At 69.5% G+C, this 16169-nt stretch carries 12 protein-coding genes and 1 pseudogene; all 13 read left to right on the forward strand.

Going from position 1 to position 16169, the window contains the following annotated elements; translation table 11 throughout:
* Positions 1–125 precede the first annotated feature (125 nt).
* Positions 126–965 carry an SDR family NAD(P)-dependent oxidoreductase gene (locus WMF19_RS18705; protein ID WP_437900335.1) on the forward strand — a complete coding sequence of 280 codons (840 nt, stop codon included), beginning with the start codon at positions 126–128 and terminating at the stop codon, positions 963–965.
* 327 nt (positions 966–1292) lie between these two features.
* Positions 1293–2900, forward strand: coding sequence for an SPFH domain-containing protein (locus WMF19_RS18710; protein WP_437900336.1), 1608 nt, complete (start codon positions 1293–1295; stop codon positions 2898–2900).
* Between the two features lie 304 nt (positions 2901–3204).
* Positions 3205–4062, forward strand: a complete 858-nt coding sequence (locus WMF19_RS18715) for a hypothetical protein (RefSeq protein WP_437900337.1) — start codon at positions 3205–3207, stop codon at positions 4060–4062.
* Positions 4063–4540: 478 nt separating this feature from the next.
* Entirely contained in the window at positions 4541–5317 is a 777-nt protein-coding gene (locus WMF19_RS18720; protein ID WP_437901646.1) for a transposase, read from the forward strand.
* Between the two features lie 93 nt (positions 5318–5410).
* Positions 5411–5608, forward strand: coding sequence for a hypothetical protein (locus WMF19_RS18725; RefSeq protein WP_437900338.1), 198 nt, complete (start codon positions 5411–5413; stop codon positions 5606–5608).
* Between the two features lie 221 nt (positions 5609–5829).
* Positions 5830–7374, forward strand: coding sequence for a hypothetical protein (locus tag WMF19_RS18730; protein WP_437900339.1), 1545 nt, complete (start codon positions 5830–5832; stop codon positions 7372–7374).
* Positions 7375–8437: 1063 nt separating this feature from the next.
* The gene (locus WMF19_RS18735) at positions 8438–9757 is read left to right on the forward strand and encodes a peptidylglycine alpha-amidating monooxygenase (protein ID WP_437900340.1); all 1320 of its coding nucleotides are present in this window, start codon (positions 8438–8440) and stop codon (positions 9755–9757) included.
* Positions 9758–10094: 337 nt separating this feature from the next.
* The gene (locus WMF19_RS18740; protein ID WP_437900341.1) at positions 10095–10751 is read left to right on the forward strand and encodes a DUF1294 domain-containing protein; all 657 of its coding nucleotides are present in this window, start codon (positions 10095–10097) and stop codon (positions 10749–10751) included.
* A gap of 263 nt (positions 10752–11014) precedes the next feature.
* Positions 11015–11926 (forward strand): L-histidine N(alpha)-methyltransferase, encoded by a 912-nt coding sequence (egtD, locus tag WMF19_RS18745; RefSeq protein ID WP_437900342.1) that lies wholly within the window; start codon positions 11015–11017, stop codon positions 11924–11926.
* The gene (locus WMF19_RS18750) at positions 11923–13212 is read left to right on the forward strand and encodes an SUMF1/EgtB/PvdO family nonheme iron enzyme (protein ID WP_437900343.1); all 1290 of its coding nucleotides are present in this window, start codon (positions 11923–11925) and stop codon (positions 13210–13212) included. Before egtD ends, WMF19_RS18750 begins: the two co-directional genes overlap by 4 nt.
* Complete coding sequence (locus tag WMF19_RS18755) at positions 13209–14003, forward strand: ATP-binding cassette domain-containing protein (RefSeq protein ID WP_437900344.1); 795 nt, start codon at positions 13209–13211, stop codon at positions 14001–14003. The genes WMF19_RS18750 and WMF19_RS18755 overlap by 4 nt, the downstream gene beginning before the upstream one ends.
* Complete coding sequence (locus WMF19_RS18760; protein WP_437900345.1) at positions 14000–15520, forward strand: glycine betaine ABC transporter substrate-binding protein; 1521 nt, start codon at positions 14000–14002, stop codon at positions 15518–15520. Before WMF19_RS18755 ends, WMF19_RS18760 begins: the two co-directional genes overlap by 4 nt.
* A 123-nt stretch (positions 15521–15643) precedes the next feature.
* Positions 15644–15980, forward strand: a pseudogene (locus WMF19_RS18765) (IS66 family transposase); the annotation flags it as partial.
* Positions 15981–16169: the final 189 nt, after the last annotated feature.

Below are 16169 nucleotides of genomic sequence, written 5' to 3' on the forward strand. Positions count from 1 at the left end.
TAATCCCGGGAGGGCGCGTGGCAAGCCCGCGAGGACGCCGAACGACGATCGTCGCGCCCCGAGCCAGGCTGGGGTAACACTCCTCGAACACCACGTCTTCGCGGCGCGAGGGTGAGGAGGGATCGATGTCGAAAATCGCACTCGTTACAGGCGCGAACCAGGGCCTTGGTTACGCGATGGTGGCCCGTCTGTGCCAGGAGTTGCCGCCGGGCAGCACCGTGTACCTGGGGGCCCGGGATCCGGAGCGCGGCGAGGCGGCCGTGGCGCGCCTGCGCGAGCAAGGCCTGCAGCCGTCCCTGGCCCGGCTGGACGTGACCGACGACGCCAGCGTCCAGGCCCTGGCCGAGACGGTGGCGCGCCGTCACGGCGGGATAGATATCGTGCTCTCGAACGCGGCCGCGCGCATCGGGAAGGACGTGCCCCAGGCGGTCCAGGTCCGCACCTTCATCGACACGAACAACCACGGCACCTACCGGATGATCCGCGCCTTCGGGCACCTGCTGCGCGACGGCGGGCGGTTCCTCGTGGTCGCGAGCTCCTTCGGCTCCCTCGGCAAGCTGGATTCGCGGCTGCACGACCGCTTCGACCCCGCCACGCGATCTCTCGAGGACATCGAGCGCGTCATGGACGAGTACGTCGAGCTGGTCGAGCGCGGCGAAGCAGAGCTCCACCACTGGCCGGCGTGGATCAATATCCCGTCCAAGGTCGCGCAGGTCGCCTCGATGAAGATCTATGCGCGCCAGCGACAGGCCGAGGCCACAGAGCGCGGGCTCACCATCGCCGCGCTCTGCCCCGGGCTCGTGGACACCGACGCGTCGCGCCCGTGGTTCGACGACATGTCGTCGGCGCAGTCGCCGGCGGACGCCGCAAAGAACGTCCTCTGGATCTGCACGGAACCCGCCGAGTCGGCGCGCGTGGTTCATGGTGAGCTCGTACAGCACCGCCGGGTAATTCCCTGGTTGTGACGCGGCGGTCGGGCAGCCGCGCGAAGCGCGCGACGCCGATCGGGTCACGAAAATCGCCCGGACTGTTCGCCGCTACCCGGCGGGCCGGACCATCGTGGCGGGCGGCCGAGATCGGCGTGATGCCTCGCCGCAGGAGGAGGCGGCCACCGCCGCGGCCGGGCGGCCGGGCGACAGCGCTCCATCCTGGATCGGCGCTGCGCTCCATTCTGGATCGGCGCCTCGCCTATCGCGGGTCGGCGGCGCGCGGCGCGGCCCTGAAACGCCTCTTTCGCCGTGCCCCCTGAGTGGCCCGCTTCCTGCGAAAGCCGGACTCGCGAGGTAGAGGTCATGACGCACATCGAGCAGCGCAGGGTCATCATCCACGAGGGCGGCGTGCCGGGCGGCGCCGCGCCGATCCTCCACGCGGACGATCACGGGAACGGGGCGGCCGGTCGCGGGCGGTACGATCAGGGCTGGCGCGCCGGCAAGCCGGCCGAAGATCCAGAGAAGCTCAAGAAGTGGGGCCGTATCAGCGCGAAGCCGAGCGAGTACCTGATTCACATGCGGCGGGGTAGCCTCCGGCCCACCTCCGGTCAGGGCGCGTCGTGCTTCAAGCTCCCGGGCGACAGCGTCGCCGTCGTGCCGACCACGGTCCAGAAGCTCCAGTTCACGGCCGACCAGGTCACCCTCGAGAAGGTCGGTGTCGAGGTCACTGGGCTCGCCGTCTACCGCATCGTGGAGCCGCTCATCGCGTTCCGGATGCTGAACTTCTCGTTCCCGGAGCGCGCGCAGGAGAAGCTCGAGGCGTTGCTCGTGGACATGTTTGCCGGCGCCGTGCGCCGGCTGGTCGCGAACCTCTCCGTCGAGGAATGCCTGACGCGGCGGAAGGAAGGGCTCGCCAGCGAGCTGATACGAGAGATCGTGCCCGTCGTCTCCGGGCGCGGCAGCACCGAGGACGCCACCGACAAGGGGTGGGGCGTCCTCATCGATACCATCGAGATCCAGGACGTGCGCATCCTCTCTCCGGCGGTGTTCGGCAACCTGCAGGCGCACTATCGGCAGGAGCAGGAGCGGAAGGCCAGGGAGGCGTCGCTGCTCACCGAGCGCGCGGTCCGGCAGGGCGAGGCCGAGGCGCAGCGCGCGATCGAGCTGACCAAGCTCTCCGCCGAGGTCGAGCTGCGCACGCGACGCCAGGAGACCAGCGAGAAGGCCCGGCTCGACGAGCTCGCCTCCGAGGCGCGGGTGTCGGAGGCGAAGCTCGTGTCCGAGCGGGCGGCCCGGGAGCGGCAGATCACGCTCGACAGCGAGATCGAGCTCAGGAAGCTCGCGGCCGACGTCGGCCTCAAGCAGCAGCGACAGGCGACGAGCGAGCAGGGCAAGCTCGAGGAGCTCGCGGCCGAGGCGCGGCTGAAGGAGACGCGGCTGGCCCACGATCAGCAGATCGCGGCGCTCACGCTGAGGGCCGAGATCGAGAAGACGACGCTCGAGGCGGAGGCGGCGGCGGCGCGCCACGCGGCGAAGATGGCCGCGAGCGCGCATGAGATCGACCTGCTCAGGCAGCGCGCGGCGATCGCGGGCGCGCGCCGGCTCGTGGCCGAGGCCGAGCTCGCCATCGCCGAGATCGAGGCGAGGAAGGCGCGGCTCACGCAGGAGATCGAGCTCGACCGCGCGCGGGCGCTCCGGGAGATCGAGAACACCGTGTCGCCGGAGGTCATCCGGTTGACGGTCGCGCAGCAGATGCCGGCGCTCGCCGCCGCGTTCCAGCAGCGGATGGGAGAGGTGCACATCACGGCCGTCGATGGGGCGAACCCGTTCGGATACATCGCGGCGGCCGTGGAGGGAGTGATGGGGCTGGCCCGCGCTGCAGGGCTCGAGGTGCCGCCGGCGCGCGCAGAAGGCGGAGCTGACCGAGGAGAGCGGGCCGGACAGCAGCCGGCGTTGAGCCCGGCGACGTGAAACGCGACTTCATGCGGATCGGCCAACCATGTGCGTCGCGAGTCCCCCACACGAGCGGTCGTGACGCGCCGACGGGAGCGTTGCGCAACAGCGCAATCCGTTGCGGATCATGACAGGGCATTGCGCTCAGCTCCTCGCTGTCTGAGGCGTTTCGCCGAGACCTCCACGCATCTCGCGCCGGCACGTGGGTTGCCGTGCAGCCACGCCGCAACGAAACCACGGCGTGTCGCCGCGGCGGCAGGCCAGAACCGATCAGACATCACAGGAGGTTTCCCCCGTGAGTGAACTACCGATGTTTTCGACCATGGTCCTCCCCCAGGAGCTCGTCGCGGACGACGTGATCGGTCTCCGAGATCAGATGAGCGCGCGCATCGCGGCGGTGCTCCGGCCCAAGGGCGGTAAGCGCAAGGAGGGCGACGCGCCGCTGCCCAGGGGGATCGAGCCCATCGCGGCGCTGCCGCCGCACATCGACAGGCCGTGGAAGCGCTTCGACGCGGCCGCGACAGAGCTTCAGGATTTCCGCGGCGTGCGGGCGAGCGCGCAGGCCGACCAGCGCCATTCCGGGACGAGCGAGGCCGAGCGGAGCGCGGCGAACACCGACAGCGACGACCGATGGCGCGCGCTCGAGCAGTGGAACGCGGGCGCCGCCGGGCTTTCGGAGGATGGGCAGACGCCGTCGCCGTCCGATGCGCGCTGGCTGTACGGGCAGCTCTTTCCGGCGCCCGAGGGGCTTCGGTTCATCACGCGCCGGCCCCGGGTCCAGTGGGCCGCGATGGTGCAGCGGATGAGGGCGCTGGAGGAGGAGCGCGCGCAGGCGGTGATCGAGCAGTTCGGCGGGACCCGGCACTACCGGCAGCTCGTCGCCGCCCACGCGCGCTTCGGCGAGGCCTACGGCTTCACGACCGTGGTCCTCGCCAAGGAGGGCGGGCCGACCGACGGCCGGCCGCAGTGGAGCGCCGCCCGGGATGCGCTGCGGAGCCTGATCCAGAAGATCGAGAGCCACGCCGACCCGGAGATCCCGGGGAGCGAGGCGCTGGCCGCGTTCCTGCTGGCGCCGTACGTCGAGATGGCCGACGACCTCGCGAAGCCCCGTCGAAGAGCCCCCGCCACAAAGCCCGAAGCCGTCCCGGCGCCACCGCTCGGAGCGGGCAGCACGCCGTGAACCCATCCGGGTGAGCCGGCTCCTCCACGCGGGAGACGAGTGGCACTCGTCTCGCGGTGGACGTGGCTCCAAGAAAAGACGAGTGGCACTCGTCTCGCGGTGGACATGCCTCCAAGAAAAGACGAGTAGCACTCGTCTCGCGGTGGACGTGGCTCCAAGAAAAGACGAGTGGCGCTCGTCTCGCGGTGGACATGCCTCCAAGAAAAGACGAGTAGCACTCGTCTCGCGATGGACGTGCCTCCAAGACTTCCCTGGTGCCGCGGAGGGATCGGCATGAAGGTTAATGATTTCAATTGGTTCGGGTCGATGCTCGACCGCGCTAGCTTCCGGTGTGGCCCAACGCGGGCCCAACCGGCCGCTTTCGGCGGCGAGGTCGATGACGCCGGCCGCGTCGGCCCCTGGCGCGCCGAGCAGCGGCCCGATGGTCTCGTGGGCGATGCGCGCCGCCTCCAAGTCACCTTCGGCGAGCGCCGCCCTGATGCCTTCCGCGAGCTGGCCGAGCAGCACCGTCCGGGGGTCTGCCGGTTTCGTCTGCGATTCGTCCGGCTCACGAGGCTTCGCGCACTTAGCCGCCGTCGATGGCACGGTTGCCGCTCGCGATTCATGCGGAAACCTACGCGATCCCTGCGGATGCCCACCCTCGGCAGGCGTTTCGATTCCCAGCGCCTCCACCACGAAGACACGGCGAGAGCCGTGTCTTTATTTCGGTGGAGCGTATCTTGCGCGGCCTTTCGAGCACAAGGACAGTCCCCACGCGGCTTTCGAGCGCCGAGAGCGACGCTTCTCCGCGGCGTGCGACGGGTTCGACGTGCATTGCGCGGTGCGCATCGCAGCGGATGACGGCGGTCGACGATCCGCGCGCGAGAGGCTCGTGCGGCACTGCTCCCGCCCGGCCTTCGCACTCGATCGAATCGAGCTCCTGCCCGATGGGCGTATAGCGTACTTGCTGAAGACACCTCGGCGGGGACGCACTCACCGCGTCATGAGTCCAATGGAGTTCATGGCCCGGCTCGCGGCTTTGATTCCTCCGCCGAAGATCCCGCTTGTGAGATACCATGGCGTGTTCGCGCCTCGCTCGTCGTGGCGCTCTCTCGTGACACCCAAACCTCCGGCCCGCGCCGCGAAGTCTGAGCCGTGCGCGGGGCACGCGCCTCTGCCCGCCGCGCCCGCGCCCGCATCGCCCGCGCCCGCGTCGCCGTGCGCTCCGCCGGCGCTCTCAGCGAGGTCGCTCGCGCATGCCGAGCCCACGGTGTGAGTTGAGCCGACCCTGATCTCGGTCTTGCACTGGGGGCGGCTGCTCGAAGGGGAGTTGTTCGCAACGTCGCGCTACGTCGAGTGGGCCGTGCTCATGAAGCGTTCGTTCGGCTTCGATGCGCTCCGCTGCCCGAGATGCGAACGGAGGATGCGCGTGCTTTCGACGATCACCGACTCAGCGGTGGTGCGCCGCATCCTCGATCATCTGAACTTGCCCTCGCAGCCCCGAACGGCAGCACCCGCGCGCGATCCAACGTGGGAACCGATGGCGTTCGGGTTCGACGCGGCGTAGGTGGGCACCCGGCCCGAGCCCGTCATGGCAAACGCACGTCGCGGTCGTCGAGCCAGAGCTGCACCCAATGCACGGCGCGCGGGCCCTGCGACGGGGCAGGCCGGGTGTTTGATGCGCGATAGACGGCTCGCCCGGCGCCGTTCCCGCGGGGCTTGACGCGGGCGAGAGCTCTATGGTTTCCTATCCGCCCCAACATGAGAGCTCCGATGCCTACCTCGCGCATGGTCCGAACGCTGGCACCGTTGGTCGTCGCAGCTTTCGCTTGTCAGGAGGTGGAGCAACCGCTCGGAGACGCACCTTTGACCGGCGAGGGTGGCGCCGCGACAGAAGACGGCGGCGCGGCGGGCAGTGCTGAAGACGGCGGGTCGTCCGGCGAGCTCGGCGATGGCGGCGAGCCTCCCAACCCCGACGTTCGATTCGTGGTTGTCGGTCCGATCGATCCGGCGAGCACCACGCCGCGTGCAGGAGTTTACTATTCTACGGATTGGATCGGCGCGGACATCAACGGGTCGGTCGTGGCTGGATTCTCGGCGTCGGCCGATACTGACAGCGACTTCACCACCGGAGTGCGGTTCCTTTGGACCCCCGAAGCAGGGACAACCCGGCTGCCCTACTCCGCTCCTGCGGTCGGAATGTATGCCCCGTCGCGCTTGAGCGGCGATGGCAAGAGCCTCTTCGGCGAAGTGATGAACATCGAGGCGATCCCGAACGGGATCCAGTTCGGCCCAGTCTCGTTCTACCGCTGGACCGAGGAGACCGGCGACGTTCCGTTCGGGCCTTCCGAGCCGATGTGGAACGGCCAAATCGATTTCGTGAGCGCCGACGGGAGTGCCGCGCTCGGAAGCGTCGAGCTCCAAGCTGACGTAGAGGCGGGCGACGGCCACTCGAGGTGGTTCCAATGGACGGAGAGCCGCGGATTCGAGCTGCTCACCACGCTCGGCTGGCCTGCTCGCGCCGGCTGCTCGGCTGTGAGCGAGGACTTCGCCACGATGGCGGGATATGGAGACGACGGAAAAGGCTTCCTGTGGTTAGCCCCGGACCGCGTCCTGCCCCTGACCGGCATCCCTGAGTTTCCCTACTGTTCGGCGAGCAGCATCTCCCACGACGGGAGCATCGCGTTCGGGGGATGTCATGACGAGAGCTCCGAGGGAGTGACGGCATTTCGCTGGACCGAGGAGACGGGCATGGTGTCCCTCGACGTACCGAGCGTCGTCTCCGCGACGGGCGACGGACGCCTGGCCTTCGGCACCGACGGCGAAGCGCTATACCGCTGGAGCGCGACGGCGGGCAGCACACGCCTGGAGCCCCCCGTCGATTGGGTGATGGGGCGTGCCTACTGGCTGAAGCTCGTGCTGGGTAGCCTCAGCGACGACGGGAGCACGATCTACGGCCAGCTGTCCGTTACCGCGGGAGCAGCTCTGGAACCCGAGCGGAGTTCGTTTCGTTGGAGCGAGGCGGATGGCTTCGTTCGGCTCGATGCGCTGCCCGGACACGACGAGAGCTGGATTCAAGGGCAGAGCTCCGACGGTTCCGTTCAGGTAGGTTTGAGCAGACTCGGACGGTCCGCTAGGGACGCCGTGCTGTGGGATTGCGGTGGAGTGCGGGACATCGGTCGAGAGCTTCGCGAAGGCGGAGCCGAACTTTCGGGTGTGCACCTCAGCTTGGCGTCCCAGGTGTGGACCGGCTCCACGCTGATGATCGCAGGTAGCGGTGACGCAGGGGGAAATCGCGTCGCATGGATCGCGTGGCTTCCCGCACGTTGCTAGGGCAGCCGGTCCGCGAAAATGCGGACCGGCTCATCGTGGCTAGTGTGCAGTCGTCATGACGCATCGGCGGAGCCGGCCGCCGATGTGTTCGTGCTCACGCTGCAGTCAGCCCCTGCACCGCATTGACACGAGCTGCAGCGGCACGTCTCTCCGCAGCGACATTCGCCAGCCGAACCCGCCTTCGCGTCGCAACTGCAGCCGAGCCCTCCGCGCTCGATGCGTGTACCCAGCTCGCACTCGCAGGTGGAGCGTATCTTGCGCGGCCTTTCGAGCACAAGGACAGTCCCGACGCGGCTTTCGAGCGCCGAGAGCGACGCTTCTCCGCGGCGTGCGACGGGTTCGACGTGGAGGATAGGACAAGCAAACGCGTTCCGCAAAGTCAAGATTCTCGGAGCCGTTCCTGACTCGTGCAGTCCGACTGTACGAGCTCATTGACAGAACGGGCCTTATGCGATGGGGCAGGTCTTCCACGCCTGAAACGCCTGGAATTACTGCGACGTAGCACCAAGAAGGCATCCTACCGTATAGCTGTACCCTACTGGCACCGTCATCGTTCCCGAAGACGGCCATGGCGCGAGCGACGGCGGCGACGACGGCGGAACGTCAGCATCAGGCGCCGGGGGCAGCGACACCAGCAGCTCGTCCTCATCACCCGGTTGGACGGTGCCGCCGGATCGGACCTACAGCCCCAGGTGGACCAAGATAGCGGTCACCACCTCGGGATCGTGAAGGTCCGCGATCACCCGACGCCGACCGCCACAAGGGCAGGCGAGGACATCTTCGAGGTACACGCGCACCGTTGAACGATCTCAGAGCGGGCGGGCACTCACCGAAGGAGCACCGACGCCAGGTCGCCGGCCCGTCCGTAGACCTGGGTCGCCGGTGCTCTCACGCGCCAAGTCTCCCGCTGTTCTCGGGAGCTCGCGGCGCGCGTTCTTCTTCCACCCGATTCGACGGCGTTTTTCGGAATCTCGGTCTTCGACCGCCCTTCCGAAAAGCCGCAGATCAGCGATCGATACCCTCGAACGCCGGTTCAGGTCGCACTTTTCCCCGAGGAGCTCGCATGAATCGTAGTCGTTATTTGTTCTCGGCGCTGTCCTTCCTATCCGCTCTCGTGGTCGTCGCGTGCAGCGACGCCGAGAAGGGCAGCAGCGGCTCATCCGGCTCCGGTCCGCAGAACGGCAACGCGGAAGCGCTGCCGTGCGACGTCGACAAGATCCTCTCGACGAAGTGCCAGACCTGTCACGGGGCGTCCCCGAAGTTCGGCGCGCCGTTCCCGCTGGTCGACCGGAGCGATCTGGTCGCGCCCGCGGTGAGCGATCCCAACAAGAAGGTCTACGAGCTCGTCGCCGCACGCGCCCGCGACACCGCGCGCCCCATGCCTCCGCCCCCGACCGAGCGCCTGACCGCCGCGGAGCTCGCGATCTTCGATCAATGGATCGCCGCCGGCATGCCGGCCGGTAAAGACACGTGCGTCGACCCGGGCGGCGGCGGAACCATCGACCCTCCGACCCTGAGCTGCACACCGGATGTCCTGCTAGCGCCGTCCGCGCCTTACGTCATGCCGAAGGGCGTCCAGGACCAGTATATGTGTTATGGGGTCGATGTAGAGATCGGCCAGAAACGACACCTCGTCGGGGTCGTGCCCCACATCGACAACAGCACCATTGTACACCATATCCTGCTCTTCAAGGCGGATGAGGCGTCTCCCTCGACGCCCACGCCGTGCAATGGGGGCGACATCATGGGGGCTCTTTTGGCCGTCTGGGCGCCCGGCGGCAAGGCCATGGAGCTGCCGCCAGAGGCGGGCTTCCCGCTGGAAGACACGGCACACTTCACAATCCAGGTGCACTACAGCAACATCAAGGGCCTCGACGGGCAGCAAGACAGCACCGGCTTCGACGTCTGCACGACGACGGAGCTCCGCCCCAACGACGCCGGCATCTTCATGTTCGGCACAGAAGACATCAACATCCCGCCTCACGGCTCGTTCGACGTGAGCTGCGATTACCAGTTCCCGCCGGATATGGGGGCGCTCTCGGTAATCAGTGTCATGCCGCACATGCACACCCTCGGCAAGCACCTGTCGAGCAACACGGTGCCCACGGACGGCAGCGAGCCGAGCAACCTGGGGCTCGCCGATCCGTGGAACTTCGACAACCAGATCTGGTACGATAACGATACCATCCTTCGAGGCGGCGACACCGTGAGGACGCGTTGCGCGTGGGACAACCCGGGCAACAGTGCCGTGGAATTCGGGGACCGGACGCTGGATGAGATGTGTTATAATTTCGTGATGTACTATCCGTCTCAAGAGCTGGAGTCAACGGTGGGGGACTGGACTTCTCCGGCGGACGACGTGTCCTGTGTGACGACAAAATAGACCAGCTCGTGAAAGACGCGCGGCCTGTGCCCGAGCGGAGGCGCGCGCCGTTCGGTGAGAGCGCTCGTAAGCCTGGCGAACAGGAGCACCGCGCGCGCCGCCGGGCGCCTTCGAGGGTCTCTTCGATCCGCGCGCCACCCCGAACGGCCGCTCAGGCCGCCGGAATCGAGGGCGCCGACAGGGCTCAGACCCTCGAGCTTCCGCTTGATGTGCCGCCGCCCCCGCTGGCCGCGTTAGGATGGTGCGCGGAACACGGCCCCATCCGGTGACCCCGCTGGGGCCGCTGACGGCCCCGCCGCACCGAGCTGACCCGGCGCCCGCACTTCGAGGAGACCCCATGCGCAACACCGGAAAAATCGTCCGCTGGCTGGACGACAAGGGCTTTGGCTTTATCGCGCCGGCCGACGGCGGCCCCGAGGCCTTTGTGCACATCAAGTCGCTGCCGCGCGGCCAGCGCCCCGCGGTGGGCGCCACGGTCCGCTATCGTGCGGCTCGCGACGCGCAGGGCCGCGCCCGCGCCGAGGACGTCGAACTGGCCGGCGCCAGCGCCAGCCTGGGCCCGGCGAGCCGCGCCCTGCTGGTGGCGCTGCCCTTCCTCGCGCTGGTGACAGCGCTGGCCGCCCTGGGGCGGGTGCCGCGTGTGCTGCCCTGGCTCTACCTCGGCGCCAGCCTGGTGACGCTGCTGGTCTATTACAAGGACAAGCGCGCCGCCGCGCGCGGCGCCTGGCGCACGCCGGAGCAGACCCTGCACCTGCTGGCGCTGGTCGGCGGTTGGCCAGGCGCGCTGTATGCGCAGCAGTTGCTGCGCCACAAATCCAGCAAGCGCTCCTTCCGCGTCGTGTTCTGGCTGACGCTGGCGCTGAACGTCGCCGGCCTCGGCTACCTGGCCTCCGACCATGGCGCCGGCGCCCGTGCGGGGATCGACAGGGTCACGGCGCCGCTGGCCGCCGACCGGGATGCCCTGCCCCTCAATGACTCCCGGAGACTCCCATGAGCGCTACCCCCATCCGCTTTGATGTCGTCTCGCGGTGGACATGCCTCCAAGAAAAGACGAGTGGCACTCGTCTCGCGGTGGACATGCCTCCAAGACTTCCCTGGTGCCGGTGTTGATTCTCGCCGAGGCGGACAAGCTCGCGACGGCTTGACGTCCGCCGCTCTCCTCCCAATGGACGTGCTGCCCAGCGCTCCCTCAAGGAGGTCCTGTTGAGCTCCACATTTGCGGAGGATGCGTACCCTTCACCCGATGAGCGCGCTCGGTTGCGCGAGAGCCTCACACGATCGCTGCCCGAGATCCCGCCCGTCTACTTCTACGACGATTTCGGGAGCGAGCTGTTCGAGCAGATCACCAACCTCGCGGTCTACTACCCGACGCGCACGGAGGTCGGCATCCTCGAGCAGCGCGCCGGAGACATCCTGCGCGCCGTCCGGCCGCGGCGCCTCGTCGAGCTGGGCAGCGGCGCGGGCCGCAAGATCCGCATCCTGCTCGACGCCTGGCGGTGGGTGGGCGGCGGCGAGACGTGCACGATGCTGGACGTGAACGGGCTCTTCCTGGAGACGTCGATCGGCCGCCTCCGCACCGACTACCCGGAGTACACGTTCCGCGGCGTGATCGGTGATTTCACGACCGACCTGCCGCGGCTCGGCCGGGGCGGGGGGCGCCTCGTGCTCTTCCTCGCGGGCACCATCGGCAACCTCTACCCCGACGAGCGGCGCGCCTTCTTCCGCGAGGTCGCGCGCGTCATGGAGCCGTCGGACGCGCTCCTCGTCGGCGTCGATCTGGTCAAGGATACGGCCCGCCTGGAGGCCGCGTACGACGATCCGGAGGGCGTGACGGCGGCCTTCAACCGCAACGCGCTCCGCGTGATCAACCGGCGCTTCGGGGCGAATTTCGCGCCCGACGCGTTCGCGCACCGCGCCTTCTACGACGCGGCGCGGGCGTGGATCGAGATGCGCCTCGTGGCCACGCGGCGGATGCGCGTGCAGATCCCGGCGCTCGATCTGCGGCTCGATCTCGAGCGCGGCGCCGAGATCCGCACCGAGGTGAGCTGCAAGTTCACGCGCGACTCGCTCCAGGCCTCGGCCCGGGCCGGAGGGCTCGTTGTGTCTTCGTGGCACACCGATCCCGACCAGCTCTTCGCGCTGGCCCTGCTCCGGCGGAGCGACGCGTGACGGAGGCCTCGTTCGAGGCGCTCCTCGCCGCCGCGTGGCGCCGCAGCGACGAGCTGTTCGCGCTCGTCCCGGAGGCGTCGATGGGGCATCGGCCCATCGCGCTGCGACATCCCTTCGCGTTCTACCTGGGGCACCTCCCGGCCTTCGCGTGGAACCAGATCGGCCGAGGCGTCCTCGGGCTCGGGCCCATGCGGAGCGATTTCGACGTGCTGTTCGAGCGCGGCATCGATCCGGCCGGCGAGGACGGCGCCCGCGCCGCGTCGAGGGACGCGTGGCCGGCGGTCGCCGAGGTGATCGCGTACCGCGACGAGGTCCGCCGCGCCGTGCGGGCGCGCATCCCCGACGTGCTGGCGCGCGCCGAGGACGTGCTCGGCGCGCGGGGGCGGATCCTCCAGCTCGTGATCGAGCACGAGCGGATGCACCACGAGACGCTGATGTACATGCTCCAGGAGCACGGCAACGCGCGGCGCCCCGACGGCGCGCCCGCGTTCGTGGGCGGCGGGGGGCGCGCGGCCGAGCCCCGGCGCGTCCCGGCGGGCCGCGTGGTGATCGGCGCGGACTTCGAGGCGATCCCGTTCGGCTGGGACAACGAGTTCGGGCGTGCGGAGATCGATGTCCCGGGCTTCACCATCGACTCGTTGCCGGTGCGGAACGGCGATTACCTGGCCTTCCTCGAGGCGATGGAAGACGGTGCGCGGGCCGCGCTCACGCCCCGTACGTTCGTGCGCGGCGGAGGCGGGCTGGCGGTGAAGACGATCTTCGGGCCGGTCTCCTTCGAGGTCGCGTCGGGCTGGCCGGCGCAGGTCTCGGGCGAGCAGGCGCGCGCCTATGCAGTCTGGCGCGGTGGGCGCCTGGCGACCGAGGCCGAGCTGCGCCGCGCCGCGTTCGGCGAGCCGAGCGGCGGTGTGCGCGCGCGTCCGTGGGGGCACGCGCCGGGCGAGCCGCGTCATGGCCACTTCGGCTTTCGCGGATGGTCGCCGGTGCCGACGGGCAGCCACCCGGACGGCGCCAGCGCGTTCGGCGTCGAGGAGCTGGTGGGCAATGGCTGGGAGTGGACGTCCACGCCCTTCGCGCCCTTGCCCGGCTTCGTCGCGTACGCCCGCACGTACCCCGGGTACTCGGCGGATTTCTTCGACGGGGAGCACGACGTCGTCTTCGGCGCCTCGTGGGCGACCGACGAGGGCTTCCTCCGGCCGAGCTTCCGCAACTGGTATCGCCGGGACTATCCCCATGTCTTTTCGAGCTTCCGGGTCGTACGCGAGGAGCCACGCTCTCGGCGGCGATGATCGAGCTCGATCAGGTGACCAAGCGCTACGATGGAATCGTCGCTGTCGACAGCGTCTCCCTGCGCGTCGAGCCGGGCGAGCTGGTGGTCCTGCTGGGCGGGTCGGGATCGGGGAAGACCACGACGCTGAAGATGACGAACCGGCTCATCGAGCCGAGCTCGGGTCGCATCCGCGTCGAGGGCGAGGACGTGACCACCGTGCCGCCGCACGCGCTCCGGCGCCGCATCGGTTACGTGTTCCAGCGGCTCGGGCTCTTCCCGCACCTGACGGTCGCCGAGAACGTGGGCATCACGCCGGCGCTCCTCGGCTGGGACGCGAGGCGCATCCGTTGTCGGGTGGACACGCTGCTGGAGCTGGTCGAGCTGGATCCAGCCGAGGTCCGCGATCGGCGGCCCGACGCGCTCTCCGGCGGCCAGGCGCAGCGCGTGGCCGTGGCGCGGGCGCTGGCGGCCGAGCCGGGCGTGCTGCTGCTCGACGAGCCGTTCGGCGCGCTCGATCCGATCACGCGCGAGCGCCTCCAGCGATCGTTCGCGCGGGTGCGCCGGAGCCTGGGGTTCTCGGCGATCTTCGTCACGCACGACGTCGTCGAGGCGCTGCTCCTCGGCGATCGCGTGGGCGTGATGCGCGGCGGGCGCCTCCTGCAGCTCGCGCCCGGCCGCGATCTGGTGCGCGCGCCGGCCGACGACTACGTGGCCGATCTGGTGCGCGGCCCGCTCGATCAGGCGCGCGCCGTCGAGTCGCTGATCGCGGGCGCGCCCGCGCGAACGATCGCTGGAGGCGACGCTTCGTGAAGGAGCAGCTCGCCCTCCTCCCGCGCTACCTCGCCGCCCACCTCGGGCTCACGCTGGTCGCCCTGGCGCTGGGCGTGGCCGTGAGCGTCCCGCTGGGCGTGCTGGTCACGCGATCGCGCCGCCTGGAGGGGCCGGTGCTGGGCGTGGCGAGCGTGGTCCAGACCATCCCGAGCCTGGCGCTCCTGGCCTTCATGGTGCCCGTGCTCGCGGCCCTGGGCGCGCGCAGCATCGGTTACCTGCCGGCGCTGATCGGCCTCTTCCTCTACAGCCTCTTGCCGGTCCTCAGGAACACGGCGGCCGGCCTCTCGGGCCTCGATCCGGCGGTGATCGAGGCCGCGCGCGGCGTGGGGATGACGCCCCGCGAGCAGCTCCGCCGCGTCGAGCTGCCGCTGGCGCTCCCGGTGATCGTGGCCGGCGTGCGCACGGCGGCGGTGCTGACGGTGGGCACCGCCACGCTCTCCACGCCGGTCGGGGCGCCGAGCCTTGGTGACTACATCTTCAGCGGGCTGCAGACGCGCAACTACACGGCCGTGCTGATCGGCTGTGTGGCCTCGGCCGGGCTCGCGCTGGTGCTGGACGGCCTGGTGCGTGGCCTGCTCGCCGGCGTCACGCGCCACAGCCGGCGCCTCGTGCTGCTGTGCCTCGGCGGCTTCGCCGGGCTCGCGGTCTTCGCGGCCACCCCGGTCGTGCGCGCCCTCCTCGCGCGCGATCAGGTGTCCATCACCGTCGGCGCCAAGACCTTCACCGAGCAGTACATCCTCGCCGGCATCGTCGCCGGGAGGATCGAGCGCGTCGCCGGCGTGCCGGCGCGGACGCTGGGATCGCTCGGATCGACGGTGGTGTTCGACGCGCTGAAGAACGGCGAGATCGACGTCTACGTCGACTACTCGGGCACCCTCTGGGCGAACGTCCTGGGACGGAGCACGGAGGGCGCGGACCGCGCGTCGGTGCTGGCCACGGTGGAGAGGGAGCTGCTCGATCGGTACGACGTCCACGTGGCCGCCGCGCTCGGGTTCGAGAACTCCTACGCGCTCGCCATGCGGCGGGCCGAGGCCGAGCGGCTGGGGATCCGGCGCATCAGCGATCTCGGGGCGCGGGCGCGATCGCTGCGGGTGGGGGGCGACTACGAGATCTTCCAGCGGCCGGAGTGGCGCGCCATCGAGCGCATGTACGGCCTCGCGTTCGGCGAGGCACGGAGCATGGATCCGTCGCTGCTCTACGAGGCGCTGCGGGCGGAGCAGGTGGACGTGATCACCGCCTTCTCGACCGACGGGCGGATCATCGTCGACGATCTGGTGCTGCTGGAGGACGATCGCCGGGCCATCCCGCCGTACGACGCGCTCGTGCTGGTGAGCGATCGGCTCGCGCGCACCCGCCCGGAGGTGCTGGAGGCGCTGCGCGGGCTGTCGGGGACGATCGACGCGCAGAAGATGCGCCGGATGAACGCGGCCGTGGACGAGAAGAAGGGCTCGCCGGCCGCGGTGGCCGCCCGTTTCCTCGGCGAATTGCGGCGCTGAGTTCTTCTGCGCTGGGCCCCCCGCGGGCCGGCCGTCGGGGCTCGCACGTTTGGCGTGGCGCGATCGGCCTTGAGGTGGAACGCGCGTTCTAAGACCGTCGGCCCATGTCGAAGGGTATCGACGTCAGCGGCGCTCTCGTACTTCAAGGCCATCTACCGAATCGAGGCGACCTGCAAAGAGGAGGCGCTGTCCACGGACGCGCGCCTGACGCACCGGCAGGAGCGGTCGCTCCCCGTTGTGGACGAGCTGTATCAGTGGATTCACGAGCTGCACCTGCGGCTCGTGCCAGGCACGCCGCTCTACATCGCTACCCAGTACGCCATCAACCAGGAGGCCGCGTGGCGGCGCTGCTTCACGGATGGACGCTTCGAGATAGATAACGGGCGAGGTCGAGCGGCAGCTAAGACGTGTAGCCCTCGGAAGAAAAAACTATCTATTCGTGGGCTCCGATAAGGGCGCTGACGTTGAAGCGGCACGACCCGCGTACCGCGACGACGATGCCGGTCAGCGACGCTTGACGCTCGCGGAGATGGATGAGCCGGATGCGGGATGCCTTCCCGCATTCGCGAGCCTCGGCGAAGCCATCCGCGCGACGCTCCCCGCGCGGTGCGCGGGTCCGAAGGCCCCACCGCTCGGACGACCTACGCCG

This window comes from Sorangium sp. So ce124 (genome assembly GCF_051525235.1).
Lineage (GTDB): Bacteria > Myxococcota_A > Polyangia > Polyangiales > Polyangiaceae > Sorangium > Sorangium atrum.

Coding starts and splice junctions, on each gene's coding strand:
- WMF19_RS18705 (WP_437900335.1), top strand. CDS start 126: ATGTCGAAAATCGCACTCGTTACAGGCGCGAACCAGGGCCTTGGTTAC.
- WMF19_RS18710 (WP_437900336.1), top strand. CDS start 1,293: ATGACGCACATCGAGCAGCGCAGGGTCATCATCCACGAGGGCGGCGTG.
- WMF19_RS18715 (WP_437900337.1), top strand. CDS start 3,205: ATGGTCCTCCCCCAGGAGCTCGTCGCGGACGACGTGATCGGTCTCCGA.
- WMF19_RS18720 (WP_437901646.1), top strand. CDS start 4,541: ATGCCTTCCGCGAGCTGGCCGAGCAGCACCGTCCGGGGGTCTGCCGGT.
- WMF19_RS18725 (WP_437900338.1), top strand. CDS start 5,411: ATGAAGCGTTCGTTCGGCTTCGATGCGCTCCGCTGCCCGAGATGCGAA.
- WMF19_RS18730 (WP_437900339.1), top strand. CDS start 5,830: ATGGTCCGAACGCTGGCACCGTTGGTCGTCGCAGCTTTCGCTTGTCAG.
- WMF19_RS18735 (WP_437900340.1), top strand. CDS start 8,438: ATGAATCGTAGTCGTTATTTGTTCTCGGCGCTGTCCTTCCTATCCGCT.
- WMF19_RS18740 (WP_437900341.1), top strand. CDS start 10,095: ATGCGCAACACCGGAAAAATCGTCCGCTGGCTGGACGACAAGGGCTTT.
- WMF19_RS18755 (WP_437900344.1), top strand. CDS start 13,209: ATGATCGAGCTCGATCAGGTGACCAAGCGCTACGATGGAATCGTCGCT.